An 18896-nucleotide genomic window follows, 5' to 3' on the forward strand; every position below is an offset into this window, starting at 1 on the left:
TGATTCAAGTCTTACCACCGCACGAGAACCGAGCCCCAGGTGAAGCCGCCGCCCATCGCTTCGAGTAGAACCAGATCGCCCCTTTTGATGCGTCCGTCCGCGACCGCGACCGACAATGCCAGTGGAATTGATGCAGCGGAGGTGTTGCCGTGGCGATCGACGGTCAGCACGACTTTTTCCGGCGCGATATGCAGTTTATGGGCCGACGCATCGATGATTCGCTTATTGGCCTGATGTGGAACAAACCAGTTGATATCGTCCGCGCTCGTGCCGGACGCATCGAATGCGGCGACAATGACGTCGGTAATCATGCCGACGGCATGCTTGAACACCTCGCGGCCTTCCATCCGGAGATAACCCACGGTCCGGGTGGAAGAAGGCCCGCCATCGACATAAAGCTTTGACTGATGACGACCGTCGGAGCGCAGATGTGTCGTCAGAATTCCGCGGTCCGAAGGCTCGCCGGGCTGCTCCTGAGCTTCCAGAATGACCGCACCGGCGCCGTCGCCGAACAACACGCAGGTGGAGCGATCGGTCCAATCCAGAATGCGCGAAAAGGTTTCGGCGCCGATCACCAGCGCGCGCTTGAACGCGCCGGAACGAAGGAAATTATCGGCGGTGGCCAGGGCAAAGACGAACCCGGAACAGACGGCCTGAAGATCAAAGGCGGCGCCGTGGGTGATGCCGAGTCCGTTCTGAACCGCGACCGCCGTCGCCGGAAACGTATGGTCCGGCGTCGACGTCGCCAACACGATCAGGTCGATCGACTGCGCGTCGACGCCGGCATGAGCAAGCGCCGCATTCGCTGCATGGATGGCGAGATGTGACGTGAATTCCCCTTCCGCGGCAATGTGGCGCTGACGAATACCGGTGCGCTGGACGATCCACTCGTCCGAAGTATCCACTTTGGTTGCCAGCTCGGAATTCGTCAGCACCCTTTGCGGAAGATAGGAGCCGCAGCCGAGCACAACCGAACGTATCGCAGTCAAGAGAGAGCCTCCTGCACTGCCGACGCCGAAGCAAGGGTGTGGCCGTGACGGTTGAGTGTTTGGTTGATCTTGGTCAGGAGATCGTATCGAACCATTTCATAGCCAACATCGACCGCGTAAGCAAAGCCCTCGGCATCGGTTCCACCATGGCTTTTGACGACGATACCGTTCAGCCCGAGGAACACGCCGCCGTTGGACTTCCGAGGGTCCATCTTGCCGCGCAGCGCCTGGAAGGCGCTCCGCGCAAACAGATATCCGATCCGCGACAACAGGGTGCGCGACATCGCGCTACGCAGATATTCCGCGATCTGGCGCGCTGTTCCCTCGGCGGTCTTCAGCGCGATATTGCCGCTGAAGCCTTCGGTGACGATGACGTCGGCAGCTCCCTTGCCGATCCCGTCGCCCTCGACGAAACCTATGAATTCGAGCTGCGGCAGATTTAGCGACCGTAACAATTCTGCCGCCTCCCGGATTTCCTCGCCACCCTTGACCTCCTCAACGCCGATGTTGAGAAGGCCGACCGTCGGCCGTTCGAGATCAAACAGGACGCGCGCCATGGCGCTGCCCATGATGGCGAGAGTCACCAGGTGGCCAGCGTCTCCCCCAATGGTCGCACCAAGATCGAGCACCACGGAATCGCCGCGTATGGTCGGCCAGACTGCTGCGATCGCGGGACGATCGATGCCGGGTAACGTCCGCAGGTTGAACCGCGCCATCGCCATCAGTGCGCCGGTATTGCCGGCCGATACCGCAACGTCGGCCTCTCCCTTCTTCACCGCATCGATCGCAAGCCACATCGACGAGGTCTTGCGGCCTCGCCGCAGCGCCTGGCTCGGCTTGTCGTCCATGCTGACGGCAACGTCGGTGTGGATGATGCGGGATACAGCCTTCATAGCTGGATGGGCGGCGAGCTGCGCTTCGATCAGAGCGCCGTTGCCATAAAGCAGAAACTCGGTATCGGGATGACGGTTGAGTGAAATCGCGGCTCCGGGAATGACCACTGATGCGCCGATATCGCCACCCATGGCGTCAAGCGCGATTCGAACCTTCTGCGGCATAGAAGTCCCGGAAACCTTGATCTTTTCAAGCCTGAAGCGCGCGGCCAAACATGGAGAATGGTAGAGCGTGGCACTTTATCCACGCGGCCGCGACAATAACGTGTCCCCGCCTTGATACAATATCCGAAACCCCCGCTTTCTGCAGTTTTGCAAGGAATAGCAGGATGCCACAAATCGAACAAAGCTATTTACTTTCAATGCCATTGATTCGATTTTCTATAAACTACATCCAGAGTTCGGCCCTTAACCGCCTGCGGGTTTCTTCTTGTTTGGCGGGCCCGGCCGGATTTTCAAGTCCTTTAGCGCGGCAAAGGGACGATCCTCGGGATCCACCCCGCCTGCGGGCGCGACAAAAACGGCATCGGGTTTCCGCGGATACGGATCGATTCCCAGAAACAAGATGTCGGTCGCCAGGCGTCCGAGGTCAATGACGCCATTGATGATGGGTTCGGGAGGATCCGGGATTTCTCCGCCGATACCGTCGTCATCGTTGACAGGCGCGGCGAACTCGCGAACCCGGCCTTCCGGCACAAAGATCAGGTCAATGTCCTCGACGATATCGTTCTCGATCGGATCGAGGGACACCACACAGGTCTGTCCTACACGCGCCGAGACCCTGCCCCGCACGTGCACGCTGTCGTCGCGCCCCGGTGTCAGATCGAATGAAGCCCGGGCGAACGAGATGCCGCGCAAGCCGGCGATCTTCGCCAACGCCATGAGCACGCTCTCATCGGCCTCGATATCGCGATGAAGGCCGGCTTCCGGAATCTGCGCGACCGTGGCCCGCGAGCTCCAGGGACTTAAAACGGTGTTCGACCTGTTGTCGTTGACAGTCATGCCTGCTCTTCACTCCCGTTGCGCGAGATCCGGAAAACGCAAACCTTCCGTGGTCAGCGTAGCGCAATCACCACGAGCGAGCGCGGCGATCGCGTCCGCCGTATAGGCGGCAAGCCGTCGCGCGCTGTCGATGTTCCCTCCACTATAGATATTCTTGTCGAGCGCCCGCGCCAGCGGCTCGAGGCCCTCGACCAGGGCCCGATCGTAGGCGGCCGAACGACCGTAAAAGGCTTCTCCAAACGCCTGCATGCGCTTCGGAACGCTGAGATCGCCGACACCCATCTCACGCAGGTTGGCGTCCATGTCGCTGCAGAAGTGATCAAACAGAGCCTGCGCAACAGCGTCGTCAGGCCCCGATCTTAGTTGCCGAAGCACCATCCACAGATGCAGCAGAACCATATCGAAGCGGCCATTCACCGAGTCCGGCACTCCGTACGCCTGATAAAACGCAGGCTCTCGCGCTTGCGCCACGATCGTGCCATAGATCGCTTCAATGGTGCGGCGCGACGGAGCGGGGGGCTGTTTTTTGAAGCGATTGAACGGCCAGCGCATGTGGGTACCGAAAGAGAGCCCGCAGGGGATTCCGTTATTGCAATCGGGGACCGTTGCCGGGTACGTCAACCGCGCGCGCGATGCAAGAGGATAGGGTCATCCCGGAAATGACAGTATCGGTCCCGAAGAAGGCAAACGGAAGCGCCGCAACGCGACGGCATGGTCTGCGCGCGACGCTCGCCGCCACGCTGGTGTGTGCGGCCATGGCCGGCTGCACCGGCGAGACCTTCCAGAAGGGCTACATCCTGCCCCCCGGCGCTCTCGAGCAAATCCAGATCGGCGCAAGCCAGGATCAGGTGCTGATCGTGATGGGTACCCCTTCCACGGTCGCGACGTTGAACGGCGAGGTCTTTTATTACATCTCGCAGCGCGCGGAGCGGAAGGTCTCCTTCATGCCACAGAAGGTCATCGATCAGCGTGTGATCGCGGTCTATTTCGACAAGAACCGCCAGGTGACCCGGCTCGCCAACTACGGACTGAAGGACGGCAAGATTTTCGATTTCATCAGCCGCACCACGCCGACATCAGGTCAGGAGATCAGCTATCTCCAGCCGCTGTTCAAGCTGCTGAGCGCGAAGTAAAGCTACGGTTTATCTCCGCCCCCTCGCCCGACCTGAACCCCATCGAACAGTTCTTCGCCAAGCTCAAGCATTGGCTGCGCAAGGCCGCAAGCCGCGCCACAGACGCTCTCGAAAAGGCGACCAGCCACATCCTCGCTACCCTCACAGCAAACGAATGTTCAAATGACTTTGCCAACGCCGGATATGACCAAGCTTAATCTCATCCCGCGCCAGGGAGACCTGTGTGCGGAAGGATGTAGAGCGTTGATTTAAGAATTATCGGCAAACAACTTTGTGCGTGATTTCGCGAACCGGTACCCATCCCCGGCTCAAGCCCGAGGATATGCTTCGCTCGAAAACACTTTAGAGCCCTTCCGCTTCTGATAGAATCAGAAGCCGGCTCTATGATTTTGTTTTGTCGCGTTTTCTTCACGCGAACCGGTATCCACTTCGCTCGAAAACGCTCTAACGTCGGAGACCCTCGCCATCTGCCTTGGAATCGACCGGCGAATCGAGCAGCTCAAGCACGGTCTCGGGCGGACGGCATATACGCGCACCCTTTGGCGTTTCCACGATCGGGCGCTGAATCAGGAGCGGGTGCGCCACCATGAAATCCAGAAGTTGGTCATCGGTCCATTTGAGATTGCTAAGATCGAGATCGGCGTAAGGCGTACCCTTCTCCCGCAACAGCCCGCGTATGGGGACACTCATAGCATTCGCAAGCGCGCGAAGCCGCGCACGATCCGGCGGGTGCTTGAGATATTCGACAATCTTCGGCTCCTCGCCGCTCTGCCGGATCATCGCCAGCGTATTGCGGGAGGTGCTGCAAGAGGGGTTGTGATAGATGGTCACGGTCATGGTCGGCATCCGCTCAGATGTCTGGAGTCGTTTTGACGCATTTTCTTCACGTGAACCGGAATCCACTCACTCGAAACGCTATATCCGCGGTGTCATATGGTTCGGCCGAATTTGTTCGACTTCGGCAGGCCGTGCGCGAGGCGTCCGGCGTCGGCGCGGTTGCCGCGCCAGTCCGACAAATCCTTCCAGCTCAAGCCCTGCTCGCGGCCCGCGGAATCCCTCCACGTCAATCCGGTCTTCGAATCGAACACGGCGACGTCGGACAGGCCGGCGTCCCTGTACTTCTGCAGCCGCACACCACGGCCTCGCGCCATCTCCGGCACCTGATCCAGCGGGAATATCACCATTTTGTGGTTGGTGCCGATGACGGCAACCTGATCGCCCGCGACCGTCGTGATCGCTTTCGCTTCGTTCGGCATTTCGACACTAAGAACCTGCTTGCCTTTGCGCGTGGTGCCGACGCAATCGTCCTCGTTGACGACGAACCCCTGCCCCTCGTGGCTCGCGATCAGGAACTTACGGCCGCCGGTGTTGACGAATAGCGACACGATCGCCGCATCCTGTTCCAGATCGATGAACAGGCGGATCGGCTCGCCATGACCGCGTCCACCCGGCAGCTTCGCAACGTCGAGCGAATAGAACTTGCCGTTGGTGGCGAACAGCAGCAGCTTCGACGTGGTTTCGGCGAGGAACGCAAAGCCGAGCTTGTCGTCGGTCTTGAAGGACAGGTTCGATAGATCCTCGACGTGACCTTTCAGCGTCCGCACCCAGCCCTTGTCGGACACAACGACCGTGACCGGCTCGCGCTCGACCAGCGATTCTTCCAGCGCGGCAAGATCGTGCTCGGGCGCGTCCGCAAAGACGGTACGGCGCTTGCCGAGCGGCGTCTTGGGGCCGAACATGTCGCGCACGTTGCGTACCTGCTCGCCGACCTTTTCCCATTGCCTGGCTTCGGAGCCCAGAACGGCATTGATGCCCTTCAGTTCCGCCCGCAGGTTCTTGTCCTCGGTGCGGATCTCCATTTCCTCAAGCTTGCGCAAGCTACGCAGCCGCATGTTGAGGATCGCATCCGCCTGGACCTCCGTCAGCTTGAACGCTTTTATCAAGGCTGGCTTCGGCTCGTCTTCGGTGCGGATGATTTTGATGACCTTATCGATGTTCAAATACGCGATCAGGTAGCCGCCGAGCACTTCCAGCCGGTGCTCGATCTGCGCCTTGCGGTGCGCGGAGCGGCGCAGCAGCACGTCGCGCAGATGATCGAGCCATTCGCGAAGACACTCGGCAAGGCCGACGACCTTCGGAATCCTGCCCTTGATCAGGACGTTGAGATTGAGCGAAATGCGGCTTTCAAGCTCCGTTAGCTTGAATAGCGATTCCATCACCAGCTCGGGATCGACGTTGCGCGACTTCGGCTCGATGACGACGCGGATGTCTTCGGCTGACTCGTCCCTGATGTCGCCGACCAGCGGCAGCTTTTTGTCGTTGAGCAGTTCGGCGATCTTCTCGATCAGCCGCGACTTCTGCACCAACCACGGAATCTGGGTGACCACGATCACCCATGTGCCACGCGCGCCGTCCTCACGGTGCCACTTGGCGCGGGTACGGAAAGCGCCGCGCCCGGTCGTGTAGGCATCAGCGATACTCTCTTTGGAATCGATGATGATGCCGCCGGTCGGGAAGTCCGGTCCTTTGACCCATTTCAGCAACGCCTTCGGCTTCGCATCCGGCTTGTCGATCAGATGCAGCGCGGCGTCGCACAGTTCGGCGGCGTTGTGCGGAGGGATCGCGGTCGCCATTCCAACCGCGATACCCTGCGCGCCGTTGGCGAGCAGGTTCGGAAAGCCGCCGGGCAGCACCACCGGCTCGCGACTCTGGCCGTCATAGTTGGGGCGGAACTCGACAGCGTCCTCGTCGATGCCGTCGAGCAGCAGCCGCGCCACATCGGTCATGCGCGCTTCGGTGTAACGGTAAGCCGCCGGATTATCGCCGTCGATGTTGCCGAAGTTACCCTGACCGTCCACCAGCGGATATCGCGAGGCGAAATCCTGCGCCAGCCGCACCATGGCGTCGTAGATCGCCTGATCGCCATGAGGATGGAACGAGCCCATCACGTCACCGACGATCTTGGCGGACTTCTTGAAGGCCGAACCGGGATCGAGCCGCAGCAACCGCATCCCGTAGAGGATACGCCGGTGCACGGGTTTCAAGCCGTCCCGCGCATCCGGCAGAGCGCGGTGCATGATGGTGGACAGGGCGTAGGCGAGATAACGCTCTTCGAGCGCCTCCCGAAGCTGCACCTCGTGAATTTCGGCCGGCTCAGCCGGAATCAATCTCTTTCCCATGAGGACGGGTTAACGCCTGCCGTGTGCGCCGACAAGGCGTGAATGACCTCTCATGTGGAGGGAGGGTTCAAACTCAGCGCCGCGATCGTTCAGCTATCCGGACGCCCTGTCTTCGCCAGCCATGGCGCACTCCGGAATTGCCGCTGCCCGCTTTCGCACCACCGCATTGATAAACCCGGCGCGAGCGTCGGAGTGGCCCTGCCCGCGCGGCTCCAGCACATGGCGGAGCAGGAAGCGCCCGGTCAGTTCGAACCCATCCAGCAGGTCTTGTTCCGAGCAGCCGTTTTGCTCGTCATGGGAAGCGCGCAGAAACGGGGGCAGCGGCAACAGCCGATCGCGCCAGGGCTCGCCGGCCTGCCGAGACACCGCCCCGCCCGATTTCGGGGAAACGTAGATGAGGTCGCCGGTGACGCCGGTGGCCGCACAGGCCGACAGATCGAGGCCGAAACCAAGTTCAGACAGCATCGCCAACTCGAACCGGATCAGATGGATCGCCGCCCCGCCCGCATGATCAAAATCGTCAAGCGTCCGTTCCAGCATCGTAAAAATGCCTTCATGCGGGTCGCGCTCGGGCAACAGGCGCGCCAGCGCCGCCAGATGGGTCACGCCATAGGTCGCATGTGACGAGGCGAGAAGGCTTGCCGCGCGCATCCGCGTTCCTTCCAGCGCATAGGCGCCGAGGTGCTCGTCGAGCCGCGCCCGCCACAACGCGTTGACTGAATTTCCGGGTTGTAACAGCGGACGCATCCGTGATCCGGCCCCGCCACGCACAAGGCCGAGATGACGCCCATGATCGCGGGTCAACAGTTCGACGATGGCCGAGGACTCGCCATGCCGCCGCACCCCAAGCACGATGCCATCGTCAATCCATTCCATCGCGCCAGTCTACGGTATCGTTCCTTGTCGCAGCAATCCGATCGCGCCGGATTGCCGCGTCATTCGAACCAGTCTTCCGCGTCATCGGAGAATGAAAAATATAGTCCGGCTCCGGCCAAACTGGTGGAAAGCAGGTCGACCGACACCGCCAGAGTCAGTCCACTGCTCAGGGAGCCGAGCAGCGAAAGCACCGAAAGCGCAAGCGCAACGACCAGCGCCCACCGCGCCCAATTCTTTCGTTGCCGTGCCGCAAGCCACACCAGAACCAGAAAAAACATGAACACGATAACGACGAACGTATCGGCGCTCACCGCGGCCGCCTGGTCGACCTCGGCCGACGGGCGCGCGATGAACGCAGCCGACAACGTATCGATCAGGAGCGAAAGGTACAGCAGGACTTCAAACCGCAGCACATCTCTCGGGATCGTCATTTCGTACCCCGGCCTATTCCTTGGGAAACTCCAGTCCCATTTCTCGATAACGGTTCGGATCGTCGCCCCACTTCTCACGTACCTTCACGAACAGGAACAAGTGCACCGGCTGACCGATGATCTCACCGATCTCCCTGCGAGAATCGGCGCCGATCGCCTTTATCGTCGCACCGCTCTTTCCCAGAACGATCTTACGCTGACTGTCGCGTTCGACAAAGATGGTCTGCTCGATACGAACCGACTTGTCGTTGCGTTCGGTCCAGGTGTCGGTCTCCACGGTGGATTGGTACGGCAGTTCCTGATGCAGATGGCGGTAAATTTTCTCGCGTGTAATTTCGGCAGCGAGATGACGCAGCGGCGCGTCCGACATCTGGTCTTCCGGATAGTGAAACGGCCCTTCCGGCACGCGTCCGGCCAGCGAGCGACGCAGATCATCGACGCCATCGCCGGACAACGCCGACACCATGAACGTGTCCTCGAACGAGAGACGTTCATTGGCCGCGCCGGCCAGCGCCAGCAGCTTTTCGCGGGGGACGAGGTCGATCTTGTTCAGCACCAGAATTTTCGGATGCGCCACGGCGGCGAGCTTTGTCAGGATGGCATCGGCCTCGTCATCAATGCCTGCGCGTGCGTCGAGAAGCACGCAGACGAGATCGGCGTCGTGGGCACCGCTCCATGCGGTCGAAACCATGGCGCGATCGAGCCGCCGTTTCGGAACGAAGATGCCGGGGGTATCGACCAGAATGATCTGGGCATTGTTCTCGACAACGATGCCGCGGATCAGCGCACGGGTGGTCTGCACCTTGCGCGAAACGATGGTGACCTTCGAGCCGACCAGCGCGTTCACCAAGGTCGATTTGCCGACATTCGGCGCCCCGATCAACGCGACGAAACCGCATCGCGCAGTCGGTCCACTCTGGCTCACTTGACACCTTCACGAGCGATCATCGCGGATGCCGCAGCCTTCTCCGCCGCACGCTTACTGCCGCCGATACCTTCCGAGACCTCCAGCCCCGGCAATTCCACCGCAACGCGGAAGCGCGGATCGTGATGCGGCCCGGTGCGCTCCACTTCGCGGTAAACCGGCGTCGGCAGCCCTTTGCCCTGCGCCCACTCCTGCAGCACGGTCTTGGGATCGCGCAGCGGCCGCACCGGCTTGCGCATCCGCTCGAGCCAATTGCGTTCGACGAAGGCAGCGGCCACCGCATAGCCACCATCGAGATAGACCGCACCAATAACCGCCTCGCAGATATCGCCGAGCACGGACCGGCGCAGCCGAGCCCCGGCGCCAGCACCGACCGCGCCGAGTTTGACGCCCTCTTGCAGATCGAGCGATCTGGCGACGTCGATACATGTCTCCTTGCGCACGAGATCGGCCAGGCGCTTCGACAATTCGCCCTCGTCTGCCTGGGGAAAGGCACGGTAGAGCATGTCGGAGATCACCAGACCGAGCACGTGATCGCCGAGGAATTCGAGACGCTGGTAACTATCGCTACGTCCGCGCGATGACTTCAGCGCCGAGACGTGGGTAAAAGCCGTTGTGAGCAGCGAGATATCAGCGAACTTATGGCCCAACCGCTGCTCGATCGCGGCCATGATGGCCTTGGTGCTGGTCCGGGCTCGCTTCTTCTTCGGGGCAAACGCCATCGGCTCCGTGCCGGATGGCACAGCTACGTCGTCGGAGGTCGGAACTGGCTTAATGTCAGCCGATTCGTTGATCATCGTACGATGGAGAATATACGATTCCACCGCACCGCGGCGGGCCAGCGCCAAACCTGCCAGGCATGCTCTCCCTCCGCGATCGAAAAGAAGATCATCTGCGCCCGCCCGACCAGATTCTCGAACGGCACATAGCCGACCGCGGAGAGCACGCGGCTGTCGGTCGAATTGTCACGGTTGTCGCCCATCATGAAGAAATGGCCAGGCGGCACAATGTAGACATTGGTGTTGTCGTAGAAGCCGTTATCAACGCAATCGAGCGTTTTATAGGTGACGCCGTTTGGCAGCGTTTCCTGCCACTGCTTTACGCGCGCCGTCGCATCGGAGCCGCAAGGATCTTCGCCCACGAAATCCGGCAGCCGTTCGCGCTGCACCGGCGTATCGTTGATGTAGAGCAGCCCCTCCTTCATCTGGATGCGATCGCCCGGCAGCCCGATCACCCGCTTGATATAGTCGGTGGTGTTATCCTTCGGCAGACGAAACACCACAACATCGCCCCTGTTCGGTTCGGAACCGAACACACGCCCCGAAAACAGCGGCGGTGAGAATGGGATGGAATAGTGACTGTAGCCATACGAGTATTTCGAAACGAACAGATAGTCGCCGACCAATAGCGTCGCCTTCATCGATCCCGAGGGTATGTTGAAGGGCTGGAACAGGAAGGTCCGGATCACGAGTGCGATTAAGAGAGCGTGGACAACGACGCGGACGGTCTCGCCGACGCCGCTTTCAGTTTTGGTTCCGGATGTCACGCCCATCGCTTCCCTATGTGGCTGGCCGCCGCTTAAAAGCGATGGCATGGCGCTTTAGCGCGAAGCGTATCCGTTCCGCACAAAAACGCAGTGAATTCTGGTGCTTGGACGAATTCATATGCAATTCGTCACGATTTGAGCTGATTCACCCTGATCGTCGAGGTATCCCTGCGGCGTTTTAGACGGTTGTTGACGACCGCGCAATCAACCGCGCCACAAAAATCAGATAACCATCTGATAGATAGCATATTTTAGTTTAAGCTATTCCGAGTCGGCTCAAGATTTGCCCGGTTCGGCAGCCGAAATTATGACGAAAGCCTGCGCCAGCGGCCAGTCATCCGTCAGACTCACGTCAATGCGGACGTCAAGGCCGGGAGGCGTGAGCACCTGCAGCCGCTTCAGCGCCCCGCCCGTGAGCATCATGGAGGGTTGCCCGGCCTGCAGATTGATGACGCCCATATCCTGCCACCAGACGCCCTGCCGGATTCCGGTCCCGAGCGCCTTGGCGCACGCTTCCTTCGCGGCGAATCGCTTCGCATAGGTCGCGACGACCATTTTCTCATTAGCGGCGCGACGCTCGGCCTTCGCCCGCTCGGCTTCCGTGAAGACCCGGTTGAGAAACCGGTCCCCGTGACGCTCGATGACCTTCGCCACCCGGCGGATATCGATCAGGTCGGAGCCGATGCCAATGATCATGCCGTCCGCATCTTCAACGTTGCGCGCCCGCGGTCCATGGCCGCGCGCATGGTGCGAACGGTCTCGGCGATGCCGACGAGCAAGGCCTCGCCCATCATAAAGTATCCGATATTCAGTTCGACGATCTCGGGCAGAGCCGCGATCGTCTCCGCCGTCGCGTAATCGAGACCATGACCGGCGTGAACCTCAAGACCCGCCGACCTGGCCAATGCGGCGCCTTCGACGATACGGCGCCACTCGGCATCCGCTTTCTCCCTGTCGCCCTCGACAACGGCATCGCACCAGCCGCCGGTATGAATCTCGATCACCGGCGCGTGCAGTTTCGCCGCCGCCTCGATCTGCCTGGGATCGGCGGCGATGAACAATGAGACCCGGATGCCGGCGTCATTCAGTTTCGCGATGAAAGGCGCCAGCGCGTTGTATTGGCCGGCTGCGTCGAGACCGCCTTCGGTGGTCAGTTCCTCCCGCCGCTCGGGGACCAGACAAACGGCGTGCGGTTTGGTGGCCAGCGCAATTCCTTGCATCTCCGCCGTCGCCGCCATTTCGAAATTGAGAGGCTTCGCAATTCCGGCCTTGAGTCGCGCCATGTCGGAATCGCGAATATGACGGCGATCCTCGCGCAAGTGCGCGGTGATGCCGTCGGCGCCAGCCGCGATCGCCGCAAGCGCTATTCGCACCACATCCGGCCGATCACCGCCGCGCGCGTTGCGGATGGTGGCGACGTGATCGACGTTGACTCCGAGGCGGATATTAGAAAGTTTAGCAAACGTCGCCATATATCACTCTTATGTACTCAATCTCAGCGAGTCGAACCCGTGTTCGCCCGGTTTCAAGGTCCGGTAACGCCAACCCCTACCGCAACGTAGGAGACCGACCCGTCGTTATCCTCGAAAGTAACTTGCCATCTCTTGGTAAGGACAAGGTATCCGGTGATGCGTTCGCCAGAGTCGCACCATAATATATTAGCTGGTCCGCGAGTGATCTGTTTATGATCCGACCCAAAATCTGCGTATCGCTGGTTCTTCATAACGCGACACCTAAACCCATTCTTCTCCATCACGGTCCGAGCTTGCGCAACGGACGTTCCGATTGGAATAGATTCTAAAACTCTCGATCGTGTCACAGATTCATCAGCCGCCATAAAATGCGACTTTCCGAACAAGGAGAACGAAAGATAGAGAGCCAACGATAGGAGGACAACGCCGACAATCTTTAGCTTTGGACCGGTAATTGGTGGTATCATCCATTGACCCGCTCGATCCGTGCCACAACATCCTTCGCACGTAACTGGGCAATGATGGCGCTGAGATGCTTGAGATCGTAAACCTCGAGATCGATGGTCATTTCGGTGAAGTCCGACGAACGCCTCGTCATGCTGATATTGTCGATGTTGCCGTCATGCTCGGCGATCACGGTTGCGACCTGCGCGAGGCTGCCGGGTTCGTTGAGGCTATCCAGCACGATGCGCGCCGGAAACCGTTGCGGCGTGGTGTCGTCGACATCCCAGCGAACGTCCAGCCAGCGCTCGGGCTCTTCCTCGAAATCCGTCAGCGCGGGCGACTGGATCGGATAGATCGTGATGCCTTCGCCGGGGGTGACGATGCCGACGATACGGTCTCCCGGCACGGCGCCGCCATTGGGCGCGAATTTGATCGGCAAGTTCGAATTGATCCCGCCTATCGGGATCACCGACGGGCTGCGAACCGGATCAGGCGGCGATTTGAGTCTGAGTTTCACCGCCAGGCTCTTGTTGACGCCCGGGCGGCCCACCCGCTCCTCCTTGTAGTCCGGATACATCGCGCGCGCGACATCGGCGGCGCGCATTTCCCCCCGCCCCACCGAAGCCATGACATCCTCGATCGTGGCGCGCGCCAGCCGGGGCAACGCGCCGGTGAGCTTGTCGTCGGCATATTCGATCTTCGCGCGAATGAACAGGCGTTCCACGATCCTCCGGCCAAGGCTGACATACTGGCCGCGCACGGCGGCTCGCGTGGCGCGCCGGATCGCTGCCCGCGCCTTGCCGGTGATCGCGAGTGTTTCCCAGGCGGATGGCGGCGCCGACTGGGCGGCGGACGTCAGAACCTCAACCTCGTCACCATTCTGCAATCGCGACGATAGCGGCGCAAACTTGCCGTTGATCTTGCAACCCACCGTGCTGTTGCCGACGTCGGTATGCACGGCATAGGCAAAGTCGATGACATTGGCGTGCCGCGGCAGCGCGATCAACTTCCCCTTCGGGGTGAAGCAGAAGACCTGGTCGTGAAACAATTCGAGCTTGGTGTGTTCGAGGAATTCCTCCGGATTGGCGCTTTCCGACAGCATTTCGATGGTATGACGCAGCCAGGCGAACGCATTGGACTCCCGATTGAGCAATTCGGTCGGCGAGCCCGCTCCGTCCTTGTAGAAGGCATGTGCGGCGATGCCGAACTCGGCAATGCGGTCCATCTCCTCGGTCCGGAGCTGCAATTCAACGCGCTGGTTGCCCGGTCCGATCACCGTGGTGTGGATCGAGCGATAGTCGTTCTGCTTCGGCGTCGAGATATAGTCCTTGAAACGGCCAGGCACGACCGGCCACGTCATATGGACCACGCCGAGGGCGCGATAGCAGGCTTCGACGTCGGGCATCACGACGCGGAATCCGAAAATATCGGAAAGCTGCTCGAAACCGACCGATTTTCGTTCCATCTTGGTCCAGATCGAAAACGGCTGCTTGCGACGGCCGCTCACGCGCGCAACGATACCCTTGTTGGCAAGACTGGTCGCGAGCTGGCTCTCGATCTCGCCGATCAGGTTGCGGTTACGCTCGGCCAGCGCATCAAGCCGCTGCGCCACCACCGTGTGAGCTTCCGGATCGAGGGTTTGGAACGCCAGATCCTCAAGCTCCTCGCGCATCTCCTGCATACCCATGCGACCCGCAAGCGGCGCATAGATGTCCAGAGTTTCCTCGGCGATGCGCTGACGCGAAGCCGGCGGCACGAACTCCAGGGTCCGCATGTTGTGCAGCCGGTCCGCAAGCTTGATCAGCAGCACGCGGACGTCGTCGGCAATCGCCAGCAACAGCTTGCGCAGATTTTCGGCCTGTTTGGCCTCGCGCGAGACCAGTTCCAGCCGTTTCAGCTTGGTCAGGCCCTCGACAAGCGCGCCGATCTCGGGCCCGAACATATTGTCGATCTCGGCGCGGGTGGCCTCGGTGTCCTCAATGGTATCGTGCAACAGCGCCGCGACGATGGTGGCATCGTCGAGCTTGAGACCGGTCAGGATCGCCGCCACCTCGAGCGGATGGGAGAAATAGGGATCACCCGACGCCCGTATCTGTTCGCCATGAGCTTTCATGGCATAGACGTAGGCTTGGTTCAGCAAATCTTCGTCGGTGTCGGGGTTATAGGAGCGCACGCGTTCGACCAGGTCGTATTGACGCATCATGCGCGGGCGCGGCGGCTTGACGGGGACAGCCGGCATCGTCTCCGCCGCGACCGAACCGGTCGCGGACTCCATCTGTCGCGTTCTGCGAGGCCAACCTGTCATAGAACCAAGTGCCTTCATCGCGGGAAACCGCCGTCACCCTCCAGTATCTATCCTAGATTGTCCCGACCGAAAGTCGAATTCGATTCAGGCGCACCAAGATTCTGATCATAAAAGACAGACGCCGATGAACTGGACGCAAAAAGCCCGAAACAGGGTTTACCGCCCCCCCGACGCCTAGCGATCGCGGAGATTTAATGCTTTTGTGGTCGTCCTAAACGGGACTTCGCACGCATTTGATGGAATGCCGGCGCCCTCAAGGAAAATTCCAACATCTGAAGGACGTTGTGGGTTGGTGAGTTACCCTCCGATACTCCTCCTCGCCCTCGAGACTTGACAACGGCTATCCATTATTCGATAATTCATTGGAATATTGGAAATACGGTGATGGTTGATCCTCATCGGCATCAGCTCGAGCTGGCAGCCGAAATGCTCAAGGCACTGGCTGACCCAAACCGGCTTGGTATCCTCTTGCGTTTATCAAAGCGCGAACTGAGCGTTGGAGAACTCGCCGAGATCGAACAGGAGAAGGTCACAACCGTGTCCGCCCGTTTGAAGGTCTTGCTGACGGCGCATCTCGTCAAACGGCGGCGCAAGGGCCAGACGATTTTTTATTCGTTAGCCGACACGCACGTTCTCAACCTCGTGGACAATGCGATCGAGCACGCTTGTGAAGGCCACTGAAGTCCAGCCAGGAAAGGAAAGTATATGACAACCCATACTCATGCCGATCATGACCACAAGCACGGGCCTTCATGCGGCCATGTCGCGGTCAAACACGGCGATCATGTCGATTACCTGCATGACGGTCATCTGCACCATCAGACGGGCGACGTGGTTGAAGAGCACACCATCGAGGTAAACGCTGAGAACCCCGATCGCTGCACGCCGGAATTTGGTCACGTGGGGCACGACGCCGGCCACGTTCATGGTCCCGATTGCGGGCATCAGGCCGTTCCGCATGGCGATCACGTCGATTACCTTGTGAACGGTCGGCTTCATCACCCTCATGGCGACCATTGCGATGACCACGGAGCGATTGAGATTGTGGCCGGCTAAATGCCCTCCGGACCTGACGTCGGTCGCCTGTTTACAGTCCCGGTCGATGATTGTTGCTGAAACGGCAGGCGACCTGGCACGCTCTCAGAGTCTTTCACCGCTTCATAGCGGAAACGGTGAAGGCTCTATCTTTTTGATTTGACGCGTTTTCTTCACGCAAACTGAATGCCCGTCGTGTCATTCGGCATGCAAAATTGACCCCGTAAGCCGGGGGATCGGCGTCCAAAATTGACCCCCTACAGGTTGGCTGTTGCGCTGCCTGCTTTGTCATGAAGCAGGTGGTCGGGGATGCTGATCGTGGAGACGATTGCGCGGATACGGCGCGAACACTTCATCAAGGGCAAGACGATCAAGGAGATCGCCCGTGACCTGAAGGTGTCGCGGAACACGGTCCGGAAGGTGCTGAGGTCGGGCAAGACCTTGTTCGAGTATGAGCGTTCGATCCAGCCGCGCCCCAAACTCGGGCGTTGGGCGGCGGAGCTTGATGAACTGCTGGCGGCGAACGCGGCCAAATCGGCTCGCGAACAGCTGACGCTGATCCGGATCTTCGAAGAGTTGCGCGGACGCGGCTATGACGGCGGCTACGATGCCGTACGGCGTTACGCCAGGCGTTGGAGCAAGGAGCGCGGGCAATCGACCGCGGCGGCCTATGTTCCGTTGAGCTTTGCGGCGGGCGAAGCCTACCAGTTCGACTGGAGCCATGAGATCGTTCTCCTCAACGGCGTGACGGCGATCGTGAAGGTCGCTCATGTCCGGCTGTGCCACAGCCGCATGCTGTTCGTGCGGGCCTATCCGCGGGAGACGCAGGAGATGGTATTCGACGCCCACGACCGGGCGTTCGCACTGTTCAAGGGTACCTGCAGCCGCGGCATCTACGACAACATGAAGACGGCGGTAGAGACGATCTTCGTCGGCAAGGATCGCCGCTACAATCGCCGCTTCCTGCAGATGTGCAGCCACTATCTGATCGATCCGGTCGCCTGCACGCCGGCGTCGGGCTGGGAGAAGGGTCAGGTCGAGAACCAGGTCGGGCTGGTCCGGGAACGGTTCTTCACGCCACGGCTGCGGTTCAAAACCCTGGACGAGTTGAACGCGTGGCTTCTGGATAAGTGCATCGCCTACGCCAAGGCGCACCGACATCCAGAACTGGCCGAACAGACGGTCTGGGAGGTGTTCGAAGCCGAGCGGCCCAAGCTCGTTCCCTATGCTGGCCGGTTCGACGGATTCCACGCGGTGCCGGCATCGGTCTCGAAGACCTGCCTGGTGCGCTTCGACAACAACAAATACTCGGTCGCTGCCAGCGCCGTCGGGCGCCCGGTCGAAGTTCAAGCCTATGCCGATCGCATCGTGATCCGTCAGGACGGGCGCATCGTTGCGGAGCATCCGCGATCGTTCGGACGCGGCGAGACGACCTACAATCCCTGGCACTACGTGCCGGTGCTCGCGCGCAAACCCGGGGCCTTACGTAACGGCGCACCCTTCAAGGACTGGGTGTTGCCGGCCGCGATCGAACGGATCCGGCGCAGGCTCGCCAGCACCGACGACGGCAATCGACAGATGGTCGACATCCTCAATGCGGTGCTGACGGACGGTTTGTCGGCGGTCGAAGCCGCCTGCGCCGAGGCGATCGCTCATGGCGTTCATTCCGCTGACGTCGTTCTCAACATCCTGGCTCGCCAACGCGAACCCGCTGCACCGGCCAACATTATGACGCCGGCGGCACTGACGCTCCGCCATGCGCCGATCGCCGATTGCGCCCGTTACGACAACCTCCGGAGGACCATCTGATGGAACGAACCCAAATCTTCGACCTCATGGGTGAGCTCAAACTCTACGGAATGAGGGCTGCCTTCGACGAGATCATGGCGACGGCCGTCAAGCGCCAGCACGAACCTCAGCACATCGTCGGCGACCTGCTCAGCGCCGAGATCAACGAGAAGCAGGCGCGGTCGATCAAGTACCAGCTCACCATCGCCAAGCTGCCATTGGCCAAGGATCTCGATGACTTCCAGTTCGAAGGCACGCCGATCAATCAGACGCTCGTCAATGATCTCGCCGGCGGCGGCTTCATCGCCCAGCAGCGCAACGTCGTGCTCGTCGGCGGCACCGGCACAGGCAAAACCCACCTGGCCATCGCAATCGCCAGAAGCTGCATCCGATCCGGCGCCCGCGGTCGCTTCTACAACGTGGTCGACCTCGTCAATCGCCTCGAGATCGAGACCCGTAACGGACGTCAGGGCCGGCTTGCCGAACATCTGACCCGGATGGACTTCATCGTGCTCGACGAACTCGGATATCTGCCCTTTGCCCAATCCGGCGGCCAGTTGCTGTTCCATCTCGTCAGCCGGCTCTACGAGCGTGCTTCCGTCATCGTCACCACCAATCTCGCCTTCGGCGAATGGCCCAGCGTGTTCGGCGACGCCAAGATGACCACCGCGCTGCTCGACCGGTTGACCCACCACTGCGACATCGTCGAAACCGGTAACGACAGCTGGCGCTTCAAAAGCCGCGACGACGATCACGCCACCCGCGCTCGTCTCGTCTCCGCAATCCCGGCCAGCTCCGACGAGTCGAGCGCTACCCTCAAACCACGCCGCGCGAAGGGGTCAAAATTGAACGCCGATACGGGGTCAAATTTGCGAGCC

19 protein-coding genes are annotated in these 18896 nt (G+C 60.6%); 4 read left to right on the forward strand and 15 right to left on the reverse strand.

All coding sequences use genetic code 11. The features are described from left to right. Window positions 1-11: 11 nt before the first annotated feature. The 4 genes from NB311A_RS15845 to NB311A_RS15860 form a co-directional block, all read right to left on the reverse strand. The gene (locus NB311A_RS15845; protein ID WP_040675561.1) at window positions 12-989 is read right to left on the reverse strand and encodes a beta-ketoacyl-ACP synthase III; all 978 of its coding nucleotides are present in this window, start codon (window positions 987-989) and stop codon (window positions 12-14) included. Beyond that, a complete protein-coding gene (gene plsX, locus NB311A_RS15850) occupies window positions 986-2047 on the reverse strand; it encodes a phosphate acyltransferase PlsX (protein ID WP_040675629.1) in 1062 nt (353 codons plus the stop codon). Before plsX ends, NB311A_RS15845 begins: the two co-directional genes overlap by 4 nt. Before the next feature lie 243 nt (window positions 2048-2290). After that, window positions 2291-2884, reverse strand: a complete 594-nt coding sequence (locus tag NB311A_RS15855; RefSeq protein WP_009799502.1) for a DUF177 domain-containing protein — start codon at window positions 2882-2884, stop codon at window positions 2291-2293. Window positions 2885-2893: 9 nt separating this feature from the next. Then, window positions 2894-3436 carry a ubiquinol-cytochrome C chaperone family protein gene (locus tag NB311A_RS15860; protein WP_009799503.1) on the reverse strand — a complete coding sequence of 181 codons (543 nt, stop codon included), beginning with the start codon at window positions 3434-3436 and terminating at the stop codon, window positions 2894-2896. Between the two features lie 107 nt (window positions 3437-3543). On the opposite strand from NB311A_RS15860, the gene NB311A_RS15865 reads away from it, so the two are divergent. Further along, window positions 3544-4017, forward strand: coding sequence for an outer membrane protein assembly factor BamE (locus NB311A_RS15865; protein WP_371256528.1), 474 nt, complete (start codon window positions 3544-3546; stop codon window positions 4015-4017). Window positions 4018-4461: 444 nt separating this feature from the next. On the opposite strand, the gene arsC is transcribed toward NB311A_RS15865, so the two are convergent. The 10 genes from arsC to NB311A_RS15920 all read right to left on the reverse strand — a co-directional run bounded on the left by arsC (window position 4462) and on the right by NB311A_RS15920 (window position 15165). Further along, window positions 4462-4854, reverse strand: a complete 393-nt coding sequence (gene arsC, locus NB311A_RS15870; protein WP_040675630.1) for an arsenate reductase (glutaredoxin) — start codon at window positions 4852-4854, stop codon at window positions 4462-4464. 92 nt (window positions 4855-4946) lie between these two features. Further along, entirely contained in the window at window positions 4947-7196 is a 2250-nt protein-coding gene (gene parC, locus NB311A_RS15875) for a DNA topoisomerase IV subunit A (RefSeq protein ID WP_009799507.1), read from the reverse strand. 93 nt (window positions 7197-7289) lie between these two features. Further along, complete coding sequence (recO, locus tag NB311A_RS15880) at window positions 7290-8072, reverse strand: DNA repair protein RecO (protein ID WP_009799508.1); 783 nt, start codon at window positions 8070-8072, stop codon at window positions 7290-7292. A 59-nt stretch (window positions 8073-8131) separates the two neighbouring features. After that, window positions 8132-8503 (reverse strand): hypothetical protein, encoded by a 372-nt coding sequence (locus tag NB311A_RS15885; protein ID WP_009799509.1) that lies wholly within the window; start codon window positions 8501-8503, stop codon window positions 8132-8134. Window positions 8504-8516: 13 nt separating this feature from the next. Continuing rightward, the gene (era, locus tag NB311A_RS15890) at window positions 8517-9428 is read right to left on the reverse strand and encodes a GTPase Era (RefSeq protein WP_009799510.1); all 912 of its coding nucleotides are present in this window, start codon (window positions 9426-9428) and stop codon (window positions 8517-8519) included. Continuing rightward, window positions 9425-10225, reverse strand: coding sequence for a ribonuclease III (gene rnc / locus NB311A_RS15895; protein WP_009799511.1), 801 nt, complete (start codon window positions 10223-10225; stop codon window positions 9425-9427). Before rnc ends, era begins: the two co-directional genes overlap by 4 nt. Beyond that, the gene (lepB, locus tag NB311A_RS15900) at window positions 10222-10980 is read right to left on the reverse strand and encodes a signal peptidase I (RefSeq protein WP_009799512.1); all 759 of its coding nucleotides are present in this window, start codon (window positions 10978-10980) and stop codon (window positions 10222-10224) included. Before lepB ends, rnc begins: the two co-directional genes overlap by 4 nt. Before the next feature lie 270 nt (window positions 10981-11250). Next, a complete protein-coding gene (gene acpS / locus NB311A_RS15905; RefSeq protein ID WP_009799513.1) occupies window positions 11251-11670 on the reverse strand; it encodes a holo-ACP synthase in 420 nt (139 codons plus the stop codon). Next, window positions 11667-12446 carry a pyridoxine 5'-phosphate synthase gene (locus tag NB311A_RS15910; protein ID WP_009799514.1) on the reverse strand — a complete coding sequence of 260 codons (780 nt, stop codon included), beginning with the start codon at window positions 12444-12446 and terminating at the stop codon, window positions 11667-11669. The genes acpS and NB311A_RS15910 overlap by 4 nt, the downstream gene beginning before the upstream one ends. A 463-nt stretch (window positions 12447-12909) precedes the next feature. Then, window positions 12910-15165, reverse strand: a complete 2256-nt coding sequence (locus tag NB311A_RS15920; protein ID WP_009799515.1) for a bifunctional (p)ppGpp synthetase/guanosine-3',5'-bis(diphosphate) 3'-pyrophosphohydrolase — start codon at window positions 15163-15165, stop codon at window positions 12910-12912. Between the two features lie 414 nt (window positions 15166-15579). Between NB311A_RS15920 and NB311A_RS22110 the strand changes: the two genes are divergently transcribed. Then, complete coding sequence (locus NB311A_RS22110) at window positions 15580-15876, forward strand: helix-turn-helix transcriptional regulator (RefSeq protein WP_009799516.1); 297 nt, start codon at window positions 15580-15582, stop codon at window positions 15874-15876. A 69-nt stretch (window positions 15877-15945) separates the two neighbouring features. Here NB311A_RS22110 and NB311A_RS22115 read toward each other — a convergent pair whose 3' ends face one another. Next, the gene (locus NB311A_RS22115) at window positions 15946-16194 is read right to left on the reverse strand and encodes a hypothetical protein (protein WP_207382388.1); all 249 of its coding nucleotides are present in this window, start codon (window positions 16192-16194) and stop codon (window positions 15946-15948) included. A gap of 345 nt (window positions 16195-16539) precedes the next feature. Here NB311A_RS22115 and istA point away from each other — a divergent pair, with 345 nt between their 5' ends. After that, window positions 16540-18039 carry an IS21 family transposase gene (gene istA, locus NB311A_RS15935; protein ID WP_009796680.1) on the forward strand — a complete coding sequence of 500 codons (1500 nt, stop codon included), beginning with the start codon at window positions 16540-16542 and terminating at the stop codon, window positions 18037-18039. Next, window positions 18039-18896, forward strand: an 858-nt coding sequence (istB, locus tag NB311A_RS15940; protein ID WP_009797880.1) for an IS21-like element helper ATPase IstB, incomplete at its 3' end; no start/stop codon positions are given. The genes istA and istB, both read left to right, overlap by 1 nt.

Origin of the sequence: Nitrobacter sp. Nb-311A (assembly GCF_000152905.1) — a bacterium.
Classification (GTDB): domain Bacteria; phylum Pseudomonadota; class Alphaproteobacteria; order Rhizobiales; family Xanthobacteraceae; genus Nitrobacter.